This window comes from Variovorax pasteuri, assembly GCF_051216435.1.
Lineage (GTDB): Bacteria > Pseudomonadota > Gammaproteobacteria > Burkholderiales > Burkholderiaceae_C > Variovorax.
In genome coordinates this window covers 1-19,761 of the sequence record NZ_JBPJZS010000006.1, presented here as the reverse complement: position 1 = coordinate 19,761, position 19,761 = coordinate 1, and the positions used below count along the sequence as shown (strand labels likewise).

Genomic DNA, 19,761 nt, shown 5'->3' with positions numbered 1-19,761 from the left:
CCTTGTGGCTCAGCGCAGGCCCAGGCCGCGCGCGATCATGCCGCGCAGAATCTCGCGCGTGCCGCCGCGCAGCGAGAAGGTCGGCGAGATCTGGCTCAGGTAGGCGATCGCGCGATGTAGGTCCGCATCGACATCGGCCGCGCGCGTCGGGTCGGCCGCCACGGCCGCTTCGATGGCGGCGGGGATGGCCTGCTCGAACTCGGTGCCGATGTCCTTGACCAGCGCCGCTTCGACCACGGGGCTTTCGCCGCGCGCCAGCTTGGTGCTCACGGCCACCGACAGGCTGCGCAAGGTGGCGAGCTGGGTGGTGAAGTTGCCAAGCAGCGTGGCGTCGGCCGGCGTGAAGCCGGTCTTGCGCAGGCTCTGCATCCAGGTGTCGAGCAGCACCACGCTCGAATACAGCCTCTCGGGTCCGCTGCGTTCGAAGGCCAGCTCGGCGTTCACCTGCATCCAGCCGCTGCCTTCGTCGCCGATCAGCGCGTCCTCCTTGAGGAAGACATCGTCGAAGCTCACTTCCGAGAAATGTGCGTCGCCCGTCAGGTCGACGATGGGGCGTATCTGGATGCCGGGCAGCGAGAGGTCGACGATCAATTGCGACAACCCGCCTTGCCGGTCTTCCGGCGCGCCGGAGGTACGCACCAGCGCAATCATGAAGTGCGAGCGCTGCGCGTTGGTCGTCCAGATCTTGCGGCCCGTCAGGCGCCAGCCGCCTTCCACGCGAGTGGCACGCGTGCGTACGCTGGCTAGGTCGGAGCCCGCGTTGGGCTCGCTCATACCGATGCAGAAGAAGGCTTCGCCACGACAGATGCGGGGCAGGTAGAAGTCTTTTTGTGCCTCGGTGCCGAACTTGTTGATCAGCGGGCCGCTTTGCCTGTCGGCAATCCAATGGGCTGCCACGGGCGCACCGGCCGCGAGCATTTCTTCGACGAGCACGAAGCGGCGGAAGGCGTCCAGCCCCGCGCCGCCATAAGAGGCGGGCAAGGTGATGCCGACCCAGCCGCGCTGCGCGAGCCGCCGGCTGAACGCCGCATCGAAGGCCATCCATGTGCGCGCACGCACGACAGGTGGCGCAGGTTCCAGGTTCGTCGCCAGGAAGGCGCGCACTTCGTGGCGGAATGCTTCGGCCTCGTCGGGAAGCCTGGCGAGGCGAAAGGCCTCGAGCAGTTGGCTCATGCTAGTTCTCCGTGGGAATCTCGCCGGTGGTCAGCGCGTTGGGCGCGGCCTTTTTCACCAGCTCAGGGATCAGACCACCGAGTTCCTCGACCGTCCAGCGCCCTTGCTTCTCGATGCGCGGGCCGGCGTGCCAGCCCTCGGCCACCGTGATGCGGCCACCGCGTGCGCCGAACACACGCCCGGTGATGTCGCGCGACTCGCTGCTGCCCAGCCACGCCACCAGCGGCGCAACGTTCGAAGGGTCCAGTGGATCGAAGTCGGGCGCCTCGTTGCGGATCGCCTGCCACTTGGGGCTGGCGAAGATGTCTTCTGTCAGGCGGCTCATGGCGGTCGGGTAGATGGCGTTCACCGTCACACCGTAGCGGTCCAGCTCGCGCGAGGCAATCACCGACAGGGCGGCGATGCCGGCCTTGGCCGCGCCGTAGTTCGACTGGCCGGCATTGCAGTACAGGCCAGAGGACGAACTGGTGTTGATGATCCGCGCGTCGCGCTGGCGGCCCGCCTTCGATTCGCTGCGCCAGTAGGCCGCCGCGTGCCGAGAGGGCGCGAAGGTGCCGCGCATGTGCACGCGGATCACAGCGTCCCAGTCTTCCTCGTCCATGTTAACCAGTGTGCGGTCTCGCAGGATGCCGGCGTTGTTGACCAGCACGTCGAGCCCGCCGAAGGTGTCGATGGCCGCGTCGATCATGCGTTTGGCGCCGGCCCAGTCGGCCACGTCGTCGCCGTTGGCAATGGCCTGTCCACCCAGGGCTTCGATCAGGGCCACAACTTCCAGCGCCGGGCTGATGGCCGAGCCGGGGCTGCCGTCGCCGCGCCCGCCGAGGTCATTGACCACGACCTTGGCGCCCTGGCGCGCGAATTCGAGTGCGTACTCGCGGCCGATGCCACGGCCTGCGCCGGTGATCACGACCACGCGGTCCTTGCAAAGCTGCTTCATTTCCAATGGCTCCATCATTTCTGCGAAAGATCTACTTGCTTGGAAAGGGCGCGATAGCGCGCTCTTTCCGAGGTAATCATTTCGCCCATTTCCTTGCCACCGACGGTGAACACTTCCGCGCCCGCAGTCTCCGTCACGTACGTGCGGAACTCCGGCTGCGACATGGCTTTCAGAAGTGCCGCTTCCAGTGTCTTGACGGCAGGCTCGGGCGTCTTGGCGGCAACGCCCAGGCCGATCCATACGTACAGGTCGTAGTTCGGCAGGCCGCTCTCGCGCACCGTGGGCACGTTGGGCAGCTTGGGGTGGCGTTCCTTGCCGGTCACTGCCAGCGGCCGCACCTTGCCCGCAGCGATCAGCGGCAACGCGCCACCGATGTCGAGCAGGGCCAGATCGACCTGGCCACCCATCAGGTCGCTCTGGACCTGCCCGGGCGACTTGTAGGGGATGTAGTTGAACTCGACGCCCGCGCCGTGCTGCAGCATCAGTGAGCCGATGCGGTAGTGGTTGCTGTAGCTGGCCATGCTCACGTTCTTGGGGCTCTTCCTGGCCGCTGCCATGGCTTCGGCGTAGGTCTTGTAGGGCGAATTGGCGCCGGTCACCAGCACCGCCGCGCTGCGCAGCATGGTGGCCAGGGGCCGCAGATCTTTCTGCGCGTCGTAAGGCAGGTTGTCGTTGATCAGCGGGTTGATCACCATCGACGAAGGCGAGAGCATGAGCACGCTGTAGCCGTCGGCCGGTGAAGTCAGCAGGGTCTGTACCGCCAGCACCGAGTCTGCGCCCGGCTTGTTCTCGATGAAGGTGGACTGGCCACCGAGCTCTGGCATGACGAGCTTGGCGACCAGCCGCGTGATCGTGTCCGAGCCGCTGCCCGGGCCCAAGGGAACGATGAAGCGCACCTGGCGCGACGGGAAGGCGTCGGAGGCCTGTGCTTGCTGCAGAGGCAGGGCGAGGGCCAACAACGAAGTCAGTGCGGCGCCCATCAGGCGGAAGGTCTTGAGGCGTTTCATGCTTTTTTGTCTCCTGGGGATTTGAACTACATGCGGGCGAGGCGCGCGGCCTGCGCATCCACGTCGCCGAACAGCTGGTCGAGTACGTGGATGCGGCGCAGGCAGTGGCCGACGGCGTATTCCTCGGTCATGCCGATGCCGCCGTGCGACTGAATCGCCTGCTGGCACAGCGCCCGCGCGTGGCGGCCGATGGCCAGTTTGGCGCGCGGCAGGTCGGTGGCGGCGTGGGCCGAGGCCGGGTCGTCGACCGCCACCGCCGCGGCAATCGCCATGCTGCGCGCCATCTCGAGCGCGACGGCCATCTCGGCCACGCGATGGCGCAGCGCCTGGTACTCGCCGATCAGTCGGCCGAACTGCTTGCGTGTGTTGACGTAGGCGGTGGTAAGCGCAAAGGCCGCCTCCATGGTGCCGACCATGTCGGCGCAGACGGCGGCGGTGCCGGCGGCGACGGTGGCGTGGATGGCGGCTGCGGCGCGTGCGTGGTCTGCGGCGTCGCCCAAGGGTTCGGCGGTGGCACCGTCAAGGGTGAGTTCGCCGGCCGGCGTGTCGTCGATCAGGCGATAGGTGCGCAGCGTCGCATCGGCGGCATCGACGAGAAAGAGCGCCAGGCCGTCTGCGTCGGCCGGCTCGCCGCTCACACGCGCGCTCACCACGAAACGGCTCGCCGCACCCGCGTGAAGTACAAGCGACTTGGTGCCATCGAGACGCCACCGGTCGCCATCGCGCCGCGCACGGGTCTCGACCCACAGCGGCGCGTGGCGCCCCTGCGCTTCGTCATGTGCCCAGGCCATCCGCATGCCGCCTTGAGCCAGAGAAGGCAGCAGGCGGTCTTTCTGCGCCTCGCTGCCGGCCGACAGCACGGCCGTCGCCGCGAGCACGCTGGAGGCCAGATACGGTTCGAGCAGCAGCGCGCGGCCGAAGGCCTGCATCACCGGCAGCCGGTCGCCCGCGCCACCGCCCAGGCCGCCGAAGGCTTCGGGAATGCCCAGCGTCGTCACGCCCAGTTCGGCGAGCTGGCCCCAGGCCGCTTCGCTCCAACCGGCTGGCGAATGGGCGATGGCGCGGCGCTTCTCAAAACCGTAGTGGTCGTCCAGCAGCCGCGACAGGCTTTGTGCCAGCGCCTGCTGGTCTTCGTTCAGATCGAATTGCATGGCTTATCCCAGGAGCGTCTTGGCCAGAATGTCCTTCTGGACCTCGCTGGAGCCGCCGTAGATGGTGGCTGCGCGGTAGAAGAAATAGCGTGGGGCTGCGGCCGCCAGTGGATGCAGCGCGGCATCGCCTTCCGCGTCGCAGCGCTCCAGCCCGCTGGGGCCGGCAATGCGCGCGATCAGCGTGGTCAGCGACTGCATCAGCTCCGAGCCCTTGAGCTTGAGCACCGAGGCAAAGCCCGGGTTCTTGCGCCCGATCTCGGGGTCGAGAAGGAAGCGCCAGTTGGTCAGCTCCAGCGCGCGGATTTCCGCGCCCAGCTCGGCGATGTCGGTGGCCAGCTTGGGGTCGTCGAGCAGGCACTTGTCGCCCTGACGCGTGGCCGCCGCGAGTTCGCGGGCGGCGTCCAGGCGCTCCCAGCACAGGCCCACGTTGGCGATGTTGGTACGTTCGCTTGCCAGTAGGTACTTGGCGCAGTCCCAGCCACGGCCTTCCTCGCCGACGAGGTTGGCGAGCGGCACGCGCACCTTGTCGAAGAAGACTTCGTTGAGATGCTGCTGGCCGTCGATGGAGACGATCGGCCGCACTGAAACGCCCGGCGTCTTCATGTCGATCAGCAGGAAGGAGATGCCGTCCTGCTTGCGCGCCGTCTGCTCCGTTCGCACCAGCGCGAAAATCCAGTCGGCGTGATGGGCCGAGGTGGTCCAGATCTTCTGGCCATCGACGACGTAGTGATCGCCATCGCGCACCGCGCGCGTGCGCAGCGAGGCCAGGTCAGAGCCCGAATCCGGTTCCGAGAAGCCCTGGCAAAACCACAGGTCGAGCCGCGCGAGCTGGGGCAGAAAAAAGCGCTTCTGCGCTTCGGTGCCAAAGCGCAGCAGCACCGGGCCGAGCATCGCGATGTTGAAGGGCAGCGGCAGGGGCGCCCCGGCGCGCTGCAGTTCTTCGAGCAGGATCAGCCGCTCGGTGGTGCCCAGGCCGGCGCCACCGTACTCGGCAGGCCAATGCGGCGCAGCCCAGCCGCGCTCGTGAAGGATGCGCTGCCAGGCCACGGTGTCCTGCTTGCGCGGCGCATGGCCACGGCGCAGGCGCGCGCGGATGTCAGCGGGCAGGCGCGCGCCGATGAAGGCGCGGACCTCGTCGCGAAAGGCGAGTTCGCCCGGGCTGAGCTGCAAGTCCATGTCAGTTCTTGCCGTAGAGCGTCACGACGCAGGCACCGCCCAGGCCCACGTTGTGCTGCAGCCCCAGCCGCGCACCTTCGACCTGGCGCTGGTCCGCGCTGCCGCGCAGTTGGTGCGTCAGCTCGTAGCACTGCGCCAGGCCGGTGGCGCCCAGCGGGTGTCCCTTGGACAGCAGGCCGCCCGAGGGGTTGACGACGACCTTGCCGCCGTAGGTGTTGTCGCCGTCGTTGACGAACTTCTCGGCGCCGCCTTCGGGGCAGAAGCCCAGGGTCTCGTAGCTGATGACTTCGTTCTGCGCGAAGCAGTCGTGCAGCTCGCACACGTCGATGTCCTCGGGGCCGACACCGGCCGCCTCGTACACGCGCATGACGGCGGCGTGCGTCATGTGCGTGCCGATCCAGCTCAGCATCGACGGCGGCTCGAACGACTGCACCGGATCGGTGGCCATGGCCTGCGCGAGGATCTGCACGTCGGTGCGCAGTCCGTGCTTCTTCGCGAAGCGCTCCGACACCAGCAGCGCCGCTGCGCCGCCGCAGGTGGGCGGGCAGGCCATCAGGCGCGTCATCACGCCGGGCAGCAGCACGGTGTCGTTCATGACTTCTTCGGTCGTCACGATCTTGCGAAACAGGGCCAGTGGGTTGTTGGCCGCATGGCGGCTGGCCTTGGCGCGCACCGCGGCGAAGGTCTCCATGCTGCAGCCGTAGCGCTCCATGTATTCGCGGCCGGCGCCGCCGAAGGTGCGCAGGGCCTGCGGCATGCCGTCCATGTCGGCCGTCAGGCCGCGCAGCACCGGCAGGAAGCGCTCGCGCGTGGGCGGGCGGTCGTCCCAGTGCGACTTGAGGGCGCCGGCCTGCATCTGCTCGAAGCCCAGCGCCAGCACGCAATCCGCGTCGCCCGAAGCGATGGCCTTGCGCGCAAGGTACAGCGCGGTGGAGCCGGTCGAACAGTTGTTGTTGACGTTGACGACCGGGATACCGGTCATGCCGACCTCGTACAGCGCCGTCTGGCCCGAGGTGGAGTCGCCGTAGACGTAGCCCACGTAGGCTTCCTGCACCGCGCCGTAGCCGATGCCCGCATCGGCCAGCGCGCGGCGCGTGGCCTCGGCGCCCATCTCTGTGTAGCTCAGGCTCTTGCCCGGCTTGGCGAAGGGGATCATGCCGACGCCGGCGACGATTACTTTTTCGGTCATGTGGTGCTTGTCCTGTGAGGGCGTTGAGTTCAGAGTTTTCTGGAGATGAGGTCGCGTTGCGTTTCGTTGCTGCCGCCGAACACGCGCGTGATGCGGTAGTCGGTGAAGGCGCGGGCAATCGGGTACTCCAGCATGTAACCGTAGCCGCCGTGCAGCTGCACCATGTCGTCGATGCACTTCCACAGCGTCTCGGTGGCGAAGAGCTTGGCAATTGCCGCCTCTTGCACGCTGATGCGCCGGCGCATGTGCTCGCCGATGTAGTAGTCGACCAGCGTGCGGGCCGCCACCGCTTGCGTCTTGATGTCGGCCAGCTTGAACTTGGTGTTCTGGAAGTCCCACACCATGCCGTCGAAGGCTTTGCGCTCCTTCACGTATTCGAGCGTCTGCTCCAGCAGGCGTTCGAGCTTGGCGACGCTGTACACGGCGATGATCAGGCGCTCCTGCGCCAGCTCCTGCATCAGGCAGACGAAGCCTTTGTTCTCTTCGCCCAGCAGGTTGTCGACCGGCACGCGCACGTTGTCGAAGAACAGCTCGGTGGTGTCGGCGGCCGGCTGTCCCACCTTGTCGAGCTTGCGCCCGCGACGAAAGCCCGCGCGGTCGGTCTCGACCATGATCAGGCTCACGCCCTTGCTGCCGGCGTTGGGGTCGGTCTTGCAGGCCACCAGCACCATGTCGCAGTTCAGGCCGTTGCTGATGAAGGTCTTGCTGCCGTTGATGATGTATTCGTCGCCGTCGCGCACGGCGCTGGTGCGGATGGATTTCAGATCGGAGCCAGTGCCCGGTTCGGTCATGGCAATGGCCATGATGGTTTCGCCGCGGCAGATCTTGGGCAGCCAGCGTTGCTTTTGTTCCTCGGTGCCGAAGCGCACGATGTAGGGCGCGGTGATGTCCGAGTGCACCGACAGGCTGAAGCCCGAGACGCCCGAGCGGTGCAGCTCTTCGGCCAGCACGCAGGAGTGGCCGAAATCGCCGCCGCCGCCGCCGTACTCGGTCGGCACTGTGACGCACAGCAGGCCCTCGCGGCCGGCCTTGAGCCAGGTTTCGCGGTCGGTGCGGCCGGCCGCGTCCCACGCGGCTTGGCGCGGCAGGCATTCGCGTTCGAAAAATCGCCGTGCGGTGTCGCGCAGCATCTCGTGATCGTCGCGGTAGACGGTGCGGTTGATATTCACGGGGGGCTCCTTGTCTTGGCGCAATTCTGGGAGTCCCCCCTCGCAACCCCACTACCCCGATCGGGTGGCAGCGCGCCACAATGCCGGGCAGAGACATGCAGAACAAGCCACATTCCCATTCGCGCTCGCCTGAAGCCTCCGCGCTCAAGGCCCTGGTCACCACCAAAATGGTCCCGCCCCGCAGCGCCGTGCGCGCGGTGGCGCGAGAGGCATTGCTGGCCCGGCTGATGGAGGGGCGCCGCCGCCGTTGCGTGGTGCTGCAGGGCCCGGCCGGCTGCGGCAAGACCACCACCCTGGTCGCCTGGCGCCAGGCGCTGCTGCCGCTGGGCTTCGACGTGGCCTGGTTCACGTTGACTCCCGAGGACAACGAGCCCACCCGCCTGCTCGACTACCTGCTGGCCAGCGTGGCGCATGTGGCGCCGGTCGCCACGCAGGAGGCGGCCGACTACGCCGGTCGCGGTGTCGACAGCGAAGCCGTGGAGCGTGCCCTGATTGCCCTGGTGCGCGGCATTGCCGCTCATCCGCGCGAACTGGTGCTGGTGCTGGACGATCTGCAGCACCTGATGGATGAGCGCATCCACGAGGCGCTGCAGTGGCTGCTGGACTACGCCCCGGCCAACCTGCATCTGGCCATCGCCTCGCGCGCAGCGCTGCCGCTGTCGCTGGATCGCCTGCGCGCCGAGGGCCAGGTGCTGGAGATCGACGTGCGCGACCTGCGCTTTTCTCCGGCCGAATCCGAACGCTTCCTGCAGTCGCAACTGGGCAGCATCGCGCCGCGAGACGCCTTGGCCCTGCACGAGCTGTGTGATGGCTGGGCCGCCGGCCTGCAATTGCTGGCCATCAACTGGAAGAAGCGCCGGCGGGAGCTGGGCGCGGGCCAGGTGCCGGGCGACTTCGTGCGCGCGCACGTGCAAGACCCGCAGGCCTTTGCCGCCTATTTCGAGAAAGAAGTGCTGTCGCGCCTGGCGCCGGCCGATCTCGAATTGCTGATCAGCGTGTCGGCCTGCAGCCGCTTTTGCGCACCGCTGTGCGCGGTCTTGCTGGGCCGGCCCGTGGACGACGCCGCCATGGCACCGTTGCTGGCGCGGCTGGAAGCCGAGAACCTGTTCATCGTGCCGATCGAAACCAGCGCCGAGCGCGAGACCTGGTTTCGCCTGCACCCGCTGCTGCGCGAAACGCTGCGCGGGCGCTTGAGGCAGCGCAGCGAAGCCGGGCAACGCGAGGTGCACCGCATCGCCTGGCAGTGGTTTCGCGACCATGGCCTCATCGACGAGGCGGTGCGCCAGGCCGTCGCGGCGGGCGAGGGCGCGGCCGCTGCGGCGCTGGTGGAAAAGTCTGCCCATGGCCTGGCCGTGCGCGGCGAACTGCGCAAGCTGATCGGCCTGGTGCGCCAGCTGCCGCCCGCCGAAGTGCAGGCGCGCATCGGGCTGCGGTTGTGGATGATCCGCATCGAGCTGTTCGCGCGGGAGCTGGATGCCTTTTCCGCCAACATCGCGCGCCTGCGGCCGGACATTCCGCCGGACGACGCCATCAGCCACTACTGGCTCACGCTGCTCGAAGCCTCGCTGGCTTTGCAGCGCGACGACACCGACGCTGCCATGGCGCTGCTGCCGCGCCTGCAGTCGGCGCCCGAAGGCGCGGACGCGCTGGCAACGGGGGCACGCGACAACATCCTGTCCTGGCTGTACATGCACCGCGGCGACTACGAGCGCGCGCGCCGCGTGCAGCAAGACAACCCGATTCGCCTGATCGACGGAGAGTCGCTGCGCGGCAGCTCGTCGGGCACGCTGCAGGGCCGAAGCCTGGTCGGCCTGAGCTACGCCATGGAAGGCCGCATGACACAGGCCGAGCGCATCTACCGCGAGGTGCTGCGCGAGGCCAATGAAGGTGGAAGCGCATGCGTCGATGCCACCTACTTGTCGACGGCGCTGCTGGGCGAGGTGCTGTACGAACACGGCGAGACCGAGGCCGCGCTCGCGCTGCTCGAAGACCGCGTGGACGCGCTGGAGCGCGTGTCCATTCCCGACTCGGTGCTGCGCGTGCACCGCTCTCTGGCGGCGGCCCACTGGGTCGCCGGGCGCAGACTGGAAGGCATGTCCTACCTCGAGCGGCTGGAAGACTACAGCGCCGCGCTGGGCCTGGACCGCTTGCTGGTCCACAGCCTGACGATGCAGGTGCACTACCGTTTGCAGATGGGCGATCCGGCCGCTGCGGAGGCAGCGTTATTGCGCGCGAACGAGATCGACGCGCGGCATGCCGATGCCGTGCACAGCGCACTTGGCGAAATCGCCGTGGTAGTGGAGCGCGCACGCATCCGCTGGGCCATGGTCCGCGGCGACACGGACGATGCGGCGCGCAGAATCGACGTGCTGATGGCGAACATCGAACTGCGCGGAAGACAGCGATTGGTCGCGCAGATGAAGCTGCTGCAGGCATTGATCGAGCGGCGGCGGGGCAGGGCGGATGCCGCGAGGGAATACACGCTGGCAGCCTTGCGCAGCGGACACCGGCTGGGCCTGGTGCGCAGCCTGCTCGACGCAGACCCGGCCGTGATGACGCTGGTTTCGGAAGTCGCCAAGGACGCGTTGCTGGACCCGGTGCTCGGCTTCTATGCGGAGCGCCTGGCGCAGGCGCAGTACGGGCGGCAGGTGCTCGTGCCTTCCGATGCAATGGCCTCGGCGGGCGTAGCGCCCGATACCTCCAGGAGCCCCGTTGAGCCGTTGAGCGAACGCGAACGCGATGTGCTGAGTTTGCTGGCGCAGGCGATGCCCAACAAGAAGATCGCGCTGGCGCTGGGACTGTCCACTGACACCGTGAAGTGGCATCTGAAGAACATCTACGCGAAGCTGGGGGTGGCGGGGCGGGATGAGGCCGTGGCGTGGATGCGGGGGAGGCAGGGATAGGGGCCTTCTCGTTTCTGCACTGGGATGTCTGAATCAGACTGATTGCAGATGTTGGTTGTGCCGACGTTGAAGGCGGCTTCCGTTGCAAAGAAGACAAGCGCGGAGGCACCTACGCGCAAAGAAGGAGAGATGGGAATGAGTTTCTCATACCGAATGAACTGCGATATGTCTTTCGCTACTGCGCCCGTGCCACGATGGCTATGCCACGAATTTTCTCGGCGCCGAGCACCTCTGCTGGTCACGATTGGCCTGGCGCTAACACCAGGCCAGTAGCAACCGGAAGTGCAACGCCCCTAGTGTGGTGAGTTAGAAGTTCGCAGACAAAACCTCTCGACGCTGGCAAGAATGTCGTCGGCAGTCTTCGACCATATGAAGGGCTTCGGCTTGGCGTTGTTGATGTCCAAGTACTCCCGGATGGTCTGCTCGAGCTGTCGCGTGGAGCGATGCGTGCCTCGACGAATGCAGCGCTGCGTGAGCGTTGCAAACCAGCGCTCGACCTGGTTCAGCCACGACGCCGAAGTCGGCGTGAAGTGCACGTGAATGCGCGGATGTCGGGCCAGCCATGATCTGATCGAAGCCGTCTTGTGTGTGCCGTAGTTGTCCATGACCAAATGGATGTCCAGCACCGCTGGCACGCTGGCCTCGACGGTTCGCAAGAATTGCAGGAACTCGCCGCTGCGGTGGCGCCGATGCATCTGGCCAATGACCGAGCCTGTAGCGATGTCCAGGGCTGCGAACAGCGTGGTTGTGCCGTGACGTTCGTAGTCGTGGGTGCGCCGCTCGGGAATGCCGGGGGCAAGCGGCAGTAAGGGCTGTGTGCGATCCAGAGCCTGGATCTGGCTCTTCTCGTCCACGCACAGCACCATCGCCATCAAGGGCGGATCCATGTACAGCCCGACGATGTCGCACCTTCTCGACAAACATCGGGTCGGTCGACAGCTTGAACGTCTCCTGGCGGTGCGGCTGCAGGCCGAAGGCGCGCCAGATGCGCGAGACGGCCGTCTGCGAAAGCCCGCTCGCGCTGGCCATGGTGCGCGTACTCCAGTGCGTCGCGCCGCGCGGCACGCTCTCCAGCGTCTTGGCGATCACCGCGTCAACGCGGGCATCGTCAATGGTTCTTGGCGCACCAGAGCGCGGCGCGTCCAACAGGCTATCCAGACGTTGTTCGACAAACCGTGCTCGCCACTTGCTCACCATCTGCGGTGTGACGCACTGGCGTGCTGCAACCACCTTATTGTCCTGTCCGTCGGCGCAGGCCAGCACGATGCGCGCTCGCAGCGCCAGGGCCTGCGCTGTCTTGCGTCGCAGCGTCAGCGCCTTGAGCTCTTCGCGCTCCGCATCTGTCAGAACCAGTGTCGCTTTAGATCTTCCGCTCATTGCTGCCTCGTCGGGTACACACGGTACACGAGAGACCCTGGCGATCACGAGTAGTTCAACGAACTTCTAACTCACAACACTAGGGCTGCGCTGATCAAGTCCCCTGTTGGCATGCGATCTGCGTCTGCTTTGCATGCAGCAACAGAACCTTGCTATGGCCGCCGAAGAGAACGCGCAGTACGCGAAGTACCACAGGGCGACAAAGCGTGACACGTTCCAGGCGACGATAGAGCAGATCGTTCCGTGGGCACAGCTCTGCTGCGTGATCGAGTCCGCACTATCCGAAGACGGGCAACAGTCGACCGTCAGTGCGATTGGAGCGCATGCTGCGGATGTACTTGTGCATGTATGGCCCCGACGCCTTTTGCAAGCCCCCTCTTGGATGATGTTCAACGGTCTGCACACCTGTGTGCGGCTTGCTCGATGGACAATCATGTATGCATGCGCGCAGCCTTGATAAGGCAGGCCTCAGGTTCCGGTGGTTTTCCGCCTATTGCTCAATCCCTAACGCGGCAAACCCGTTTGCAGAAAACATCGAGAGGAATTCGGACGTGTCCATTGCGCCACGCAACAGTTTTCCCAGTTCCAAGGCATAAATCACCGTACCCGCTGGGAACGTATCGCTGTTAACCTGGCCGAAATCTGTCGACAACAACACCCGCTCATGTCCCGTGGCGCGGATCGAATCCGCGAAAGCTTCGAGCTGCACACCATCCTGGGTATGGATCGCAAAACAGTGCTCGACGTACACGCCGTCGTGCTTGACGAGCGCGCACAGCTGATCGTCAGTCAGTCCGACCGAGGGATAATGCGGGTGGGTGACGATGACTCTTTTGACGCCCAACGAAATGGCCAGCGGCACAAGCTGCATAACCTCGGCAGCGGAAAGATGCCCTGTGGCCAGCACGCAGTTGTGCCGGGCAATGGTCTTCAAGACTTCGATCAGCTCGGGCATAGGGCGCAAATCTTCAGCAAATACGACAACCGGCCTTTGTCCGCCAAGGTCATCTGCAGAAAACTTGGCAGGCTCCGATCCACAACAACCCGACCAGTTCGGATCAAACCCGAAACCATGGACTTTCACATGCGACACGGCATCAACAGTCGGCATCCAGACGACGATTGGTGCGTCATCCGGCTGCCTACCTTGCACATCCGCCTTGTTGCCTGACACCGCACTCGACACTGCAGCGGGATTGAGCCCACCAACATAGCTGTTGAGGACGACGCCACCATAGAACCTGACACCGTGGCGGGCACGCGCCAGAGCGGCAAGAGGAGTGGTGGAGAAGGTGTGATTTTTCAGCACCAGCGCAGCTCCGAACGGGCGCGCGGCTTCGGCAAGCGATTGCACGTCGTAGCGACGGGCAACCAGCTCGGGCCCCACGTGGTAGTGGGTCTCCACGACGCCAATCCGCGCGAGGAGATCGTGTGCTTGGCTGTAGGAATCAAACATGATGGGATCGCTAGCCGGCAGAACCGTTGAACCGAGAAATTTTGTGCTCAAGATACCGAACAGCGACCGCACTTGGAATGCTGATCGCCAGATAAATGGCGCCTACCAACGTCATGGCCTCGACGTAGCGGTAGCTCTCATTTGAGAAGACACGCGCCTCACCCATCAGGTCGAGCACTGCGATCGCCGAGAGCAACGCGCTTTCCTTGAACATCATGATCAAGTAGTTTCCCAAGGCGGGAACCATAGGCGGAATGGCCTGAGGCAAGACGACGGCTGTCCATTGCCTGTACGTTGAAAAATTCAGTGCTCTTGCTGCCTCCCACTGCCCACGGTTCACGCCGTCAATTCCCGCCCTGTAAACCTCGGCCATGTAGCAGCCGATGTGCAGGCCAAGAACCAGTACGCCGCAGACGACCGGCTCCAGCCGAACGCCGACCTCAGGCAAGACGTAGAACGCGAAGAAAAGTTGGATCAACAGCGGCGTGCGCCGGATCGCCTCCATAAACCCGTAGGCGGATCTCCTCACCAGCGACGAGGAGGATCGCGATACAACCGCCAGAAATAGCCCGACGCACAGGGCCAAGATCGTGGCAAAGAAGGTTACCTGTGCGGTGACGACCAGTCCTCGCATTAGGCGCGGCAACACTTCTGCTGCCGTTTGAGGGTCCCACAACATCATCATCGTGTTCCTTCGAAACCCTTGCTCGCCCAGATCTCCAAGCGCTTGAACGCATGAATGATGAGGGTGGACAGCAAGAAGTAAATCACCATCAGAATGCCGAACCCCTTCAAGGGACTTCCCGTCTCCTGCCGGTAGATCTGACCCAAGAAAGTCAGATCCGCGATCGTCACTAGTGACACGATCGGCGTGATCTTCAGAAGATCGACCATGAGGTTGCACATGGGCGGGAGCATGCGCGGAAACGCATTGGGTATCACGACGTTGACCATCGTCTGCACGCCATTCATGTTAAGCGCGCGCGCTGCCTCTCGCAGGCCGCGAGGAACGGCAAGGATGGAGCTTCTCACCACCTCAGAACCGTAGCAGCCAATATTCAACCCGATGGCAAGGATTGCGACAGCCATCGCACTGATCTCGACACCCACCAAGGGCAGAACGAAGTACAGCCAAAACAGTTGCACGTAGCAGGAAGTGCCACGGATCGCCTCCACGATTCCTGTGACCGGCCACGAGATGAATCGTGAGCTTGAGAGTTTGCACAGGCCAGCAACGAACGATACGAGCCAGGCAAGAAGAGCCGCGCCCAACGTGATCTGGACGGTTACGTACGTTGCTTGCGCAAATTTGGCGAGGATGTCCATGGCACGCTCCTGCTTGATCGCCTCAGCGGCTTAGTTCGCGCCGCCGCACAAGGTTGTCCGCGAGGTCGCCTTGGCAAGCTTGGGATCAAACCCGTACTTCGAAACGATCTGGTCGTATTCGCCCGAGTCTTTGAGCGCCTTGAGCTTTTGATCAACCATATCACGCAGGCCCTTCTGATCAGTCCTGAACGCGATACCGGAACACTTGGCCGGCTCATTGGCAACCACCAGAACTTCAAAGCGATCCATGACGCCCATGGAGGTAGCGGCAGAGCGCAAAGCCAAATCTGGCGCAGCGTACACATCGATCCGGCCGTCGAGCAGCATCTTGATTCCGCTCTGGTGGTCAGGTGCAACCGTTATCCGGCTTCTCGGCACCCCTGATTCCGTAGCGCGCTTCTCTGCCGAACAGCCTCCGCAGACCCCGTAACGGACGCTCTCGTTCGCTGCCACATCAGCGAACGACTTGATGGCCTTCGGGTTGCCCTTGGCGACGATAAAGCCCTCCGTCGTACACAGGTCAGGCTCGGAGAACAACACGGCCTTGCAGCGCTGCGGATTGATGTACAAACCCGTGGAGATCACGTCCACGCGACCAGCCTGGAGACTGGGGATCATTGCGCCGAATTCCAGGACTTTCGGATCGAGTTCCTTGACACCGAAATCCTTCATGATGCGAAAGAGCAGATCCGGTGCTGCACCGCTCAGCGTTCCGCCGGCCTGATAGTTTGTGTAGGGAGGCTCGTGGGCCAGGCCCACGCTCATCTTCTCCTTTACCTGAGGCTGTGCTTGAGCTGCCGTCAATGATGGAGACAGGGATAGGAACGCGGCGAGCGCGACTGCAATGAACTTCAGCATTTTGATAACTCCGTGGGTGGTTAGTCAACGCGATGCCCTGCGGCAGCGATCTTTTTCAGAAAAGATTTGGTTCGTGGCTCCCGAGGAGCGTGGAAGAGCTGGTCGGGCGGACCCTGCTCAACAATTTTTCCGCCGTCAAGAAAGAGAACCCGATCGGAGAATTCCCTGGCGAAGCTCATCTCATGGGTCACCATGAGCATCGTCATACGGCTTTCGCGCGAGATGTTCCGAAGCACTTGCAGAACTTCGTCGACCACTTCCGGATCGAGCGCTGACGTGACCTCGTCAAACAACATGATCCGTGGCTGCATTGCCAGTGCGCGCGCAATGGCGACCCGCTGTTTTTGACCGCCTGACAGCATTGACGGGTAGTTGTCAGCCTTGGCCGCGAGCCCCACACGATCCAAGAGTTCCATCGCGATTTTGTCAGCTACCGCTTTGTCCGTTCCCTTCACGATCCGTTGAGGCCGCGAGATGTTTTCGCGGGCCGTCATGTGAGGGAATAGGTTGAAGTGCTGGAAGACCATTCCAATCTGTGCGCGCATCAACGCCAGATGCCGTTCGTCTGCCGGTACGAGTTGCCCTTGTTTGGGCATGTGCCAAAGCGGCTTGTCTTCGATCCATACATGACCGCCTTCGATTTTTTCGAGCGTCATGAGAATCCGCAAGATCGTCGTCTTGCCGGAACCGCTTGGGCCAATGAGCGACAGTTTCTCGCCCTCATGAATGCCAAGGTGCAGGTTGTCCAGCACTACGGAAGTCCCATACCGCTTCACTACGCCATCAAAGCGTATGAACGGTTGGGCCCCAGCCACTGGCTGGGGAGACGAATCAGTGCTCACGAGGGAAATAACCGGCTTTGATGGCCGACCCAATCAGATTGACGATCAAACGCCCAGCCGTTACGCAGGTGAGCTTGCTTGCGTTGTCCTTTGAAGGTTGAATCTCGACAATGTCCATGCCGACAACGCGTCCCTTTTTGACCAGGCCGTGGATGAGTTGGCGTGCCTGCACAAAATTCACCCCACCCGGCGCTGGCCCGTCGACGGCCGGCATGATCGTGGGGTCCATCCCATCGGCGTCGATCGAGAGGTAGTAATTGCCACCATCTGGTATGCGCGCCAGCACGGCCTCCATACCAATCTCGTGCAACTCGTAGGCGCTGATCAATTGCGCGCCGTAGCGGACTGCGGTGTCGTAGTCTTCAGGTCGACCGCTGCCTTGCGCGCGAAGACCGATCTGCACGATGCCCGCAACATGCCGCATCTCTGAAGCGCGACGGATAGGACTGGACAAGCCGTCCTTGACGCCATTGACCTCGTCCCGCCAGTCCAGATGGGCATCGATGTGCACAAGAGTAATCGGCCCTGTCTGGTCATACGCTCGCAGAACAGGTGTGGTGATCCCGTGATCGCCACCAAGAATGATGGGGAGGCCGCCGCCTTTCAAGATCTGACGCACTGCCAGTTCGACGCGCCGGTAGTGGTCGCCGGGCAGTTTCAAATCCGGAATGACATCGCCGCAGTCGACGAAGCGGATGTCAGATCGGCCTTGCAGAAGCGGGCCTTCAATGTCGAAGTCGTAGTGGCCGGGAGCGCGCACGATGCGATCAGTGACATCGCGAATGGCCTGCGGCGCGTTGGTCTGGTCGTTGGTAAAGGACCGCGCGCCGTAAGCCGAACCGAAGGGCATACCGAGAATGGCGATATGCGCACGCAGGTTCTCGAGGTCGGTCACAAGCTCCGAGTAGAGCAATGTTGCGTGACCGACGCGCGGAGCAGTTGTCAAAGTTTCCATGGGGTGTTTCTCCGTTAAGGGGGCGAATTTGTGTAGTCAGCAGCGGCTCGGGCGGCGCAAGTTCTTATTCATGAAGTGCCGCTTCCTTCATGAGCACGCTGCAGCCCCAATGGATGAGAGCCGTGACACCGAGAAGCTCCAGGTAGGCCGAGCGGGCGGACGAGGCCGACCGAACAACTGGACGCAAACCGCGTGTGCGCTCTCAGCGATGCCGACGCTTGTGGCCACAAAGCACCGCCTTCTGCCAGCGCGGGACTGGGCAAACAAGCGGAAATCGAGGCCCCGAACACAGCCTTGATCGCGTTACGTGGAGGGCGATTCGTCATTTGCCTTTTGCCGACGGGTGTAGGAATGCGCCGACTGTAGTCATCACCCTGTCAAATGGAAAACGATTCTTTTGACGCTATGGTTGCAAAAAGCGATACTTTGCGAGATGAGCCGCCTGGACTTCAACGAGCGCGATCTGCGCTCGCTCCGCATCTTTTGCGCCGTCGCTGAGGCAGGTGGCTTTGCAGCCGCCGAGCATCGGCTCAACCTGTCAAAAGCTTCGATCAGCCGGCACGTCCGAGAGGTTGAAGAGCGTCTGGGTGTACGGCTCTGCGAACGCGGACCGGGCGGGTTCAAGCTCAGCAGCGCTGGCACCGTGGCCGTCGATCTGGCCTCCAAGGCGATCAAGTCGCTGGAGCTCATTCGCCCGGAAATTGACGCGGTGAGGGGGGTGCTATCCGGCACCCTGTGCATCGGCATGACCGAACACGTCATCACCCACGATCACTGTCGAATCCCCGAGGCCCTGGCCGCACTGCGACGGCAAGCTTCGGATGTACAGCCGGCACTGACGGTGATGAACTTTGCCCAACTGAACGATGCGTTGCGCGAACGCCGGGTCGAAGTGGCGGTCCGTGGTATGTACAAAAAGGACCGTGTGTTCGACTACCAGAAGCTCTTTGTCGAAGTGCACCGCGTCTATGTCGCCAAAGCCGATGGGCCCGAGCGGAAACGCTCGCTTCCGCTCGTCTACCGTCCACACCCGTTCGTTGAACAGGCGATCGCAGAATACGGCTTCGAGCGCGGACCGGACGCTGGCGGGCTTGAGGCAATCGGCGTGCTCATTGCCACAGGCAACTATGCCGGTCTTCTCCCTGAACACTATGCCAAGCTTGTGGCGAAGCGGCACGCGCTCGAATTGGTGCCCAAGGGACCGGCATTTCAGAACACGATCTGCGCAATGACCGAGGCGTCGCGGCCACTGACGCAACGCGTGAAGTTGTTTCTCGAAATTCTTCGAGGCCTTCATGCCGACACATAAGAACGCCGTTTGGGAGCGCCTTCGCGCAAAAGTGCCGAATGCGTGTTGAATTCCGCCGATCTCTGCCCCTGGGGCGATGGATCGAACATGCTCCGGTCCGCTAGGGCTGGCGACTCGGACTACACGCGTTACGACGGGGAAATCACCAAGTCGGCGACAGCTTGGTTGAGATCGAAGGGGAAGGAGGTTGGAAGCCGAGGGGACGAGAAACCGTGGGTTCTCATGGTTTCACTTGTGGCACCGCATTTCCCCTTGACGGTGCCGGCAGAGTACTTTGATCTGTACAGCGGCATGCCGCTCAAGATGCCCAAGGCGTACAGATTCGGCGTCGACGAGTCGGCGCATCCCTTCATCCAGCAATATGCACGCCTCTCCGGCTACAACAATCACTTCAAGGACGAGAGCGATGTTCGGCGAGCGCTTGCCGGCTACTACGGCCTGATCTCCTATCTGGACGCGAACATCGGCCGAGTCCTGGAGGCGCTGCAGGAAGCCGGCTTGGTGGACGATACGCGCATCATCTACATCATCTACATCATCTACATCATCTACATCATCTACATCATCTACATCATCTACATCATCTACATCAGCGACCACGGCGACAACGCCGGCGCGCGCGGGCTTTGGGGCAAGAGCACGATGTACTCGGAATCCGTTGGAATTCCGCTGATCATCAGCGGACCTAACGCGACGCCAAGCAAGACGGAGACCGCAGCAGTCAGCCATGTGGACGTCTACAACTCGATTCTGGACGCGGTCGGCCACGACTTATCGAAGAGCACGGCTTGCGCCCGAGCACAGTCTGTTTTCGGCCGAGGCTGTGTGAAAAGACTGCCAGTTCCGCTCTTCCAAAATTAAAATTGGTGCACCCGTTCTGAGCGAGGTGCCCCATGAAGCGATTCATCCAAGGCGAGTCGCGCGAGCAAGTCA

At 63.6% G+C, this 19,761-nt stretch carries 16 protein-coding genes and 1 pseudogene; 3 read left to right on the top strand and 14 right to left on the bottom strand.

All coding sequences use genetic code 11. From position 1 onward, the window contains the following. Nucleotides 1-9: 9 nt before the first annotated feature. Genes ACSFBM_RS21360 through ACSFBM_RS21330 form a run of 7 tightly spaced genes read right to left on the bottom strand, consistent with a single transcriptional unit; the run spans nt 10 to nt 7,802 of the window. On the bottom strand, nt 10-1,173 hold the full coding sequence (locus ACSFBM_RS21360; RefSeq protein WP_435486164.1) for an acyl-CoA dehydrogenase family protein: 1,164 nt from the start codon (nt 1,171-1,173) through the stop codon (nt 10-12). Nucleotide 1,174: 1 nt separating this feature from the next. After that, nucleotides 1,175-2,110 (bottom strand): SDR family oxidoreductase, encoded by a 936-nt coding sequence (locus tag ACSFBM_RS21355; RefSeq protein WP_435467460.1) that lies wholly within the window; start codon nt 2,108-2,110, stop codon nt 1,175-1,177. A gap of 14 nt (nt 2,111-2,124) precedes the next feature. Next, complete coding sequence (locus ACSFBM_RS21350; RefSeq protein WP_435486163.1) at nt 2,125-3,117, bottom strand: Bug family tripartite tricarboxylate transporter substrate binding protein; 993 nt, start codon at nt 3,115-3,117, stop codon at nt 2,125-2,127. A gap of 26 nt (nt 3,118-3,143) precedes the next feature. Continuing rightward, on the bottom strand, nt 3,144-4,268 hold the full coding sequence (locus ACSFBM_RS21345) for an acyl-CoA dehydrogenase family protein (RefSeq protein ID WP_435486162.1): 1,125 nt from the start codon (nt 4,266-4,268) through the stop codon (nt 3,144-3,146). Nucleotides 4,269-4,271: 3 nt separating this feature from the next. Beyond that, nucleotides 4,272-5,444: an acyl-CoA dehydrogenase family protein gene (locus ACSFBM_RS21340; RefSeq protein ID WP_435486161.1), complete on the bottom strand. Its 1,173-nt coding sequence runs from the start codon at nt 5,442-5,444 to the stop codon at nt 4,272-4,274. Between the two features lies 1 nt (nt 5,445). Then, complete coding sequence (locus tag ACSFBM_RS21335) at nt 5,446-6,633, bottom strand: lipid-transfer protein (RefSeq protein ID WP_435486160.1); 1,188 nt, start codon at nt 6,631-6,633, stop codon at nt 5,446-5,448. A gap of 29 nt (nt 6,634-6,662) precedes the next feature. After that, nucleotides 6,663-7,802 (bottom strand): acyl-CoA dehydrogenase family protein, encoded by a 1,140-nt coding sequence (locus ACSFBM_RS21330; RefSeq protein ID WP_435486159.1) that lies wholly within the window; start codon nt 7,800-7,802, stop codon nt 6,663-6,665. Nucleotides 7,803-7,969: 167 nt separating this feature from the next. Here ACSFBM_RS21330 and ACSFBM_RS21325 point away from each other — a divergent pair, with 167 nt between their 5' ends. Continuing rightward, nucleotides 7,970-10,705, top strand: coding sequence for a winged helix-turn-helix domain-containing protein (locus tag ACSFBM_RS21325; protein WP_435486158.1), 2,736 nt, complete (start codon nt 7,970-7,972; stop codon nt 10,703-10,705). A gap of 293 nt (nt 10,706-10,998) precedes the next feature. Here ACSFBM_RS21325 and ACSFBM_RS21320 read toward each other — a convergent pair. The 7 genes and pseudogenes from ACSFBM_RS21320 to ACSFBM_RS21290 all read right to left on the bottom strand — a co-directional run bounded on the left by ACSFBM_RS21320 (nt 10,999) and on the right by ACSFBM_RS21290 (nt 17,519). Beyond that, nucleotides 10,999-12,082, bottom strand: a pseudogene (locus ACSFBM_RS21320) (IS630 family transposase). A gap of 490 nt (nt 12,083-12,572) precedes the next feature. Continuing rightward, complete coding sequence (locus tag ACSFBM_RS21315) at nt 12,573-13,538, bottom strand: DUF6282 family protein (RefSeq protein WP_435486157.1); 966 nt, start codon at nt 13,536-13,538, stop codon at nt 12,573-12,575. 10 nt (nt 13,539-13,548) lie between these two features. Continuing rightward, nucleotides 13,549-14,220 (bottom strand): ectoine/hydroxyectoine ABC transporter permease subunit EhuD, encoded by a 672-nt coding sequence (ehuD, locus tag ACSFBM_RS21310; protein WP_435467444.1) that lies wholly within the window; start codon nt 14,218-14,220, stop codon nt 13,549-13,551. Then, a complete protein-coding gene (gene ehuC, locus ACSFBM_RS21305; protein ID WP_435467442.1) occupies nt 14,220-14,864 on the bottom strand; it encodes an ectoine/hydroxyectoine ABC transporter permease subunit EhuC in 645 nt (214 codons plus the stop codon). Before ehuC ends, ehuD begins: the two co-directional genes overlap by 1 nt. A gap of 30 nt (nt 14,865-14,894) precedes the next feature. After that, the gene (gene ehuB, locus ACSFBM_RS21300) at nt 14,895-15,722 is read right to left on the bottom strand and encodes an ectoine/hydroxyectoine ABC transporter substrate-binding protein EhuB (protein ID WP_435486156.1); all 828 of its coding nucleotides are present in this window, start codon (nt 15,720-15,722) and stop codon (nt 14,895-14,897) included. 20 nt (nt 15,723-15,742) lie between these two features. Continuing rightward, a complete protein-coding gene (gene ehuA, locus ACSFBM_RS21295; RefSeq protein ID WP_435486456.1) occupies nt 15,743-16,537 on the bottom strand; it encodes an ectoine/hydroxyectoine ABC transporter ATP-binding protein EhuA in 795 nt (264 codons plus the stop codon). A 16-nt stretch (nt 16,538-16,553) separates the two neighbouring features. Next, the gene (locus ACSFBM_RS21290; protein ID WP_435467438.1) at nt 16,554-17,519 is read right to left on the bottom strand and encodes an agmatinase; all 966 of its coding nucleotides are present in this window, start codon (nt 17,517-17,519) and stop codon (nt 16,554-16,556) included. Between the two features lie 433 nt (nt 17,520-17,952). On the opposite strand from ACSFBM_RS21290, the gene ACSFBM_RS21285 reads away from it, so the two are divergent. Then, nucleotides 17,953-18,828 (top strand): LysR family transcriptional regulator, encoded by an 876-nt coding sequence (locus ACSFBM_RS21285; protein ID WP_435467436.1) that lies wholly within the window; start codon nt 17,953-17,955, stop codon nt 18,826-18,828. 87 nt (nt 18,829-18,915) lie between these two features. Then, the gene (locus tag ACSFBM_RS21280; RefSeq protein WP_435486455.1) at nt 18,916-19,689 is read left to right on the top strand and encodes a sulfatase-like hydrolase/transferase; all 774 of its coding nucleotides are present in this window, start codon (nt 18,916-18,918) and stop codon (nt 19,687-19,689) included. The last annotated feature ends 72 nt before the right edge of the window (nt 19,690-19,761 follow it).